The sequence below is a fragment of the Streptomyces sp. SID3343 genome, from assembly GCF_009865215.1.
GTDB lineage: Bacteria > Actinomycetota > Actinomycetes > Streptomycetales > Streptomycetaceae > Embleya.
Genome location: NZ_WWJX01000994.1, coordinates 1 through 5,988, shown reverse-complemented (window position 1 = coordinate 5,988; position 5,988 = coordinate 1). Strand labels below are relative to the sequence as shown.

The 5,988-nt window shown below is 73.1% G+C and carries 4 protein-coding genes; all 4 read left to right on the top strand.

From position 1 onward, the window contains the following. Positions 1 to 639 (top strand): hypothetical protein (locus GT354_RS31225; RefSeq protein WP_161359736.1); only part of this gene is annotated, 639 nt, incomplete at its 5' end. A 124-nt stretch (positions 640 to 763) separates the two neighbouring features. Then, positions 764 to 1,948, top strand: coding sequence for a DNA polymerase III subunit delta' (locus tag GT354_RS31220; protein ID WP_161359735.1), 1,185 nt, complete (start codon positions 764 to 766; stop codon positions 1,946 to 1,948). A gap of 289 nt (positions 1,949 to 2,237) precedes the next feature. Then, positions 2,238 to 3,911, top strand: a complete 1,674-nt coding sequence (locus tag GT354_RS56710) for an alpha/beta hydrolase-fold protein (RefSeq protein WP_161359734.1) — start codon at positions 2,238 to 2,240, stop codon at positions 3,909 to 3,911. A 127-nt stretch (positions 3,912 to 4,038) separates the two neighbouring features. Beyond that, positions 4,039 to 5,667, top strand: coding sequence for an alpha/beta hydrolase (locus tag GT354_RS31210; RefSeq protein ID WP_346012260.1), 1,629 nt, complete (start codon positions 4,039 to 4,041; stop codon positions 5,665 to 5,667). The last annotated feature ends 321 nt before the right edge of the window (positions 5,668 to 5,988 follow it).

Genomic DNA, 5,988 nt, shown 5'->3' with positions numbered 1-5,988 from the left:
GCCGAGGAGCGCCGTCGGGCCGAGGAGGGCCTGCGCCGGGCCGAGGCCGACCGCCGCCGCGCCGAGAAGGAGGCGTCCCGCGCCTCCGAGGTGGCCGCGACCACCCGTGCTCGGGCCGCGCAGGAGGCCGCCGCGCTCGCGGCGGAGGCGGGGCCGCTGTCGCTGTCCATGCAGGAGACACCGGTACACGGGATCCGGCGGCCGGACCCGTCCATGGCGGACACCCCGGTGCACGGCATCCCGAAGCCGACGGCGGACGACGCGGACACCACCGAGTTGCAGCAGATACGGCTGCGCGAGGCGGCCGACGACACTCGGGAGATTCCGCAGTTGCGCTTGGACGAGACGGGGGTGTTGTCGGTGGTGGAGTCGGGTTCCTCGTCTTCGTCGTCGTTCTCCTCGTCGTCCTTGTCTTCTTCGTCTTCGTCGTCGTCCTCTGACGAAACGCGGGCGCTGCCGGCGGTGGGCGGCGGCGACGAGCGTGGGGCTGCGGACGGGGCCGTGGCGGGCGGGGCGGACGGCGCTGACGCGTCGGACGCGTCGGACGCGTCGGGCACGGCGGATGGCGAGTCCGCCGACGGGTCGGACGAGTCCGGGGAGCAGGGCAAGAAGCGGCGCTGGCGGCGCAGCAAGTCCTGACGGCCGGCTCTGCGGGCCGACCCGCGTGACGATCCTCGTACCGGGGTGACGTGGCTTCGATTGTCACGTCGCCCCGGTACGGTCGTATGGGGGATTTGGCACCGGATCGAGGAGACAAAAGCGCGTGACCGTCTGGGACGACCTCGTCGGGCAGGATCGCGTCACCGAGCAACTGCGCACCGCGGCCGTCGCCGCCCGGGCCGTGCTCGCGGGTGAGGGCGTCGGCGGAATGACCCACGCGTGGCTGTTCACCGGCCCGCCCGGGGCCGGCACCGCGACCGCGGCACGCGCGTTCGCGGCGGCCCTGCAGTGCGTGAGCCCCGATCTGGCGCTGGGCGCCGAGCCGGGCTGCGGACACTGCGACGGTTGCCACACCGCGCTCACCGGCACCCACGCCGACGTGGACGTGGTGGCCACCGAACTGCTGTCGATCGGCGTCAAGGAGACCCGCGACCTGGTCCGGCGCGCGGTGATGTCCCCGGCCGGTGGGCGCTGGCAGGTGATCGTCCTGGAGGACGCCGGGCGGCTCACCGAAGGCGCGGGCAACGTACTGCTCAAGGCGATCGAGGAACCGGCCGAGCGCACGGTGTGGCTGCTGTGCGCGCCGTCCTTGGAGGACGCGCTGCCGACGATCCGCTCGCGCTGCCGCAACGTCCAGCTGCGCACGCCGCCTGCGGGGGCGGTGGCCGACGTGTTGATGCGCCGTGACGGCATCGACCCGGCGATGGCCGCGTTCGCCGCGTCCGCGTCGGGTGGGGACGTCAAGAGCGCCCGGCGGCTCGCGCTCGACGAGCAGAGCCGCCGGCGCCGCGCCGACGTGCTGCGGATTCCCCTGGTGGTCGCCGACATCGGCCAGGCGATGGCCGCCGCGCAGCGCCTCGTGGACGCCGCCGCGCAGGACGCCAAGCAGGTCGCGGCCGACCTGGACGGCCGCGAGACCGAGGAACTGCGCGCCGCGATGGGCGCGGTCGGCAACGGGCGGATGCCCAGTGGTACGGCCGGCGTGATGAAGGATCTGGAGAACAAGCAGAAGAAGCGCGCCACCCGCACCCAACGGGACTGCCTGGACCGCGCTTTGGTGGATCTGACCGCGTTCTACCGCGACGTGCTCGCGGTGCAATTGCGGGCTTCGGTCCCGTTGAACAACGACACCATGCGGGCCGACCTCGACACGCTCGCCGGCTCGTCCACGCCGGAGGCCACACTGCGCCGGATCGAGGCGATCCTGGCCTGCCGGCGGGCGATCGACGCGAACGTCGCGCCGTTGCTCGCGGTCGAGGCGATGGTGCTGACGCTGCGGGCCGGTTGAGTCGGGTCGTTTCGAGCGGTTGCGGTGAGGGACGGCCGGGCGGGTCGTGGCGGGGACGGCTCGACCGGTGGTGGCCGGGACGGCTCGACCGGCCGTGGCGGGGGACGGCTCGACCCGTCGTGGCGAGGGTGGTTCGACCGTTCGCGATCTTGCCGAGGTCCGGTTCACTCCTTGGAGCGGGAGTGCCCGGAAAGCGGAACCCGAGACCCCCGATCGGACGTCATCGTGGGAGAGTTCCCGGGAACATTGTGGCTGGTGAGGTCGGAAGGACGGTGCGGGGTTGCGTTCCGTGACCAGGACGCTCAAAGGTCTGCTGATCGCGGTGACCCTGGGGGCGGTTGTCGCGTTCGTGTGGAGAGCGCGCAAACCGCGGGGGCCGGCCCCCGAGACCGAGGTCGCGCTCGTTCCGGGCGGATCGCCCGCGGTCGCCGTGTTGGCCTCCGGAACGGCTGTGGCCGCGCCGGCGGATCGCGGGGCCGAGCAGCTGCGCGCGTCGAGGGCGGGTCGAGACGCCGAGTCGGGCCGGGACTCGGGCCTGGGCCGGGACTCGGAGCCTGGCCGGGACTCGGAGCCGGTTCGTGATTCGGGGTCGGGTCGAAATTCGGAGCCGGTTCGGGCTTCGGACGCGGGTGCGGTCGAGGAGTCGGTCGAGCGGTCCGTCGGGAAGTCGGTCGAGCGGTCGGTCGGGAAGTCGATCCGTCCGTCGGCTGGGCAACGCGGCGACGGGGCGGGCCGGTTGCCGGTCGCGCGGGTCGAGCCGGTGGGCTCGGTGGAGTCGGCCGGACCGGCCCGACCGACCGAGGCTGTGGGTGCGTCGCGCCCGGGCGTACCGACCACGCGACACGTGCCCGATGCCGAGCCTGCGGCAGTCGGGTCCTCGTCGGCTGCTCCCACGACAGCCGGGCCCACGCCGGGCGACGCCGGGCCCGTGGTCGTGCTCGGCGCGCCGACCGAGCCGCGTCGGCGCCGAGGTGTGCGTTCGCCGGTCGGCGTCGGAGTGCTCGCGCTCGCGCTGATCGCCGCCGCGATCGGTGGCACGGTCGCGTACCGGGGGATGACCGGCGACGACGCCGAGGCGGTCGCGTCGGCAGGGACCGAGGCCCCGTCCGGCACGCCCGTCCCGTCGTCCACCCTGCCCAAGGGCGCGGTCCCGCAGCACTTCACCAAGGTGTCCGCGAAGTCCGGTGGCACGTTGGAGAGGACGACCCTCGCGGGCGCCAAGTCCGGTGTCACCGCCGACGTTTGGGTATGGCTACCGCCGGGGTACGACGCGCCGGCCAACCAGGGCCGCAAGTACCCGGTCCTGGTCGCCCAGTCGGCCCTGCCCGGCGTCGATTCGAACAGCTTCGTCGACGACTCGGTGGCGTTCCTGCCCAAGCTGGCCGCGGCGATCGAGGCCGGTACGGTCCCGCCGTACATCGTGGTCGCACCCGAACTCATGCCCTACTCCAAGCAGGAGGCGGACGCGAGTCAGACCGCGGCCAAGGACACCGAGTGCAGCGACATCCCCAACCGGCCGAAGATGGCCACGTTCCACAACGACGACGTGCGTGACGCGGTCCTGTCGACGTACCGCGCCGCCGCCGATCGCGCCTCGTGGGCCCTGATCGGGGACGGATCCGGCGGCCTGTGCGCGGTGAAGTACGCACTCCAGTACCCGCAGTACTACGCCGCGGCGGTGAGCCTGTCCGGTCGAACCACGCTCAAGTCGCCGCTGTGGGCGGCCGAGACGCAGGCCAAGGCCGCGAACGACCCGGTCAAGCTGCTCGCCGGTCACCCGGACGTACGGATCCTGCTGTCGAACCACTCCGGGGGCACCGGCACCGACTTCGCGGACGGCGCGGTCGCGCCCACGACGGTCAAGGCCGTCCCCGGAGCGAGTGGCAGTTCGACCGACATAACGCGTCAGCTGCCGGAGGCCTGGACGTTCCTGAACCGGAACACCCGGAACCCGGGGGCCTGAGCAGGTCGGCGGACCGTGGGCCCGGCCCGGATCGACACCCGTCGATCCGGGCCGGCTCGTTCCCGGCGGCACGCGGATCGGGGGCCGCGTTCGTGCGTGGGCGTGTGTTCGATGGTAGGCAGTACCAGTGAAACGAATATCCCGACTGGGACTCATCGGCCGCGCGAGCGCGTGCCTGCTCGCCGTCGCCACCATCGCGGGCTGCACCGCGGCGTCCGATCTCAGCGACGCGGCGGACTCGGGGAGCGGCCGACCGGGCGCGCCGAGTCCCGACTCGGGCCGCTCGGGCACGCCCGGTGACCCCACCCCGGCGCTCGCCCGTTTCTACACCCAAAAGCCCACCTGGAAGGGCTGCGAGACCGACGACGAGGATCAGCGGAAACAGGCCGGGGCCTTCCGCTGCGCGATGTTCAACGTCCCGCTCGACTACGCGCACCCCGAGGGCAAGACGATCGACATCGCGGTCACCCGCAAGTCGGCCGGCAAGCCCGGGCAGCGCCGGGGCTCGCTGCTGCTCAACCCGGGCGGACCCGGGGGCTCGGGCGTCGAGTCGGCGTGGTGGATGGCCGAGGACTCGATCGGCGCGTCGCTCCAGGAGTCCTACGACATCGTCGGCTTCGACCCGCGCGGGGTCGAGCGCAGCGCGCCCGTACGGTGCCTGACCGACCGCGAGCGCGACGCGTACGTCGCCGAGGATCTGCCCGACGACCCGGCGCAGGCGGAGGCCCGGTCCAAGGCGCGCGAAAAGCAGTACGCGGCCGAGTGCAACGCCAAGTCCGGCGACCTGCTGCCCTTCGTCGGCACCGAGAACGCCGCGCGCGACATGGACGTCGTGCGGGCCGCGCTCGGCGACGACAAGCTCAACTACCTGGGCTTCTCGTACGGCACCTACCTCGGCGCCGTCTACGCCGAGCTGTTTCCCAAGAGCACCGGTCGACTCGTTCTCGACGGTGCGGTCGACCCGGCCGCCGACGGCCTGTCGTCGGCCGTCGAGCAGCGGGTCGGCTTCGAGAAGTCGCTGCGCCGCTTCGCCGAGGACTGCGCGAGTCGCGCGGACTGCCCGCTCGGCCGCGACCCGGCGACGGCGCCCACGAAGGCCGCCGACTTCCTCGACGGACTTCAGGACAACCCGCTGCGCGCCGCGGACGGGCGCAAGCTGACCTCCGGCCTGGGCTGGATCGGCGTGATCAGTCTGTTGTACGGCGACAAGGACACCGCGTGGAAGTACCTGCGCGACGGGCTGACCCTGGCCATGGTCAAGAAGGCCCCCGACGCGTTGCTCTTCTACGCGGACAACTACAACGGCCGCGACGAGGAAGGCCGTTACGACAACAGCGCGGACGCCTTCGTCGCGATCGGCTGCGCCGACGGCTCCGGTGACGCGCCGAGCCCTGAGCAGGTGCAGGCGGCGTTGGCGCGACTCAAGAGCGATGCCCCGCTGATGTCGCGTGACACCACCGCCGACGACCTGACCGGCGAGGACTGCGAGAACTGGCCGTTCAGGTCGGCCGCGAAGCCGCACGCGATCAGCGCGCCGGGCAGCGCGCCGATCCTGGTGGTCGGTACGACAGGCGACCCGGCCACCCCCTACGCGTCGGCGCAGAAGCTCGCGAGTCAACTCTCCGACGCGACGCTGCTGACCTTCGAGGGCGAGGGGCACACCGCGTACGGGGGCAACAGCTCGTGCATCGACGGCGCGGTGGAGGCGTTCCTGCTCACGGGGAAGAGGCCGGCCGCGGGGACGCGGTGCACGTGAGTGTGGTGGGTGGGGGCGGCGTGGTCGCAACTGGGGCGGCACGGCGGCAACCGGGCTGCGGCGGGGGTGGGTAGCCGGCGGGGGAGGGGCGTCGCGCGCACCACCGGGTGCGACAGTCGCGGGCGCACGACGCGGTGGACGACGCGCGCGTGCTGTCGGAGGTCTTCCGACACGGGCCGCACGAGGCGGTCGGCGCCCGGGATGCCGTTGCCGCTCACCGCTCCCGACGTCGGCGGTGAACAGCGCCGGGGCGTCCCGGCGCCGCGCGGGCGGAGGGGCGGAAGGTGCGGAGGGGCGGGGTGGTGAGCGGGCCGGTGAGGG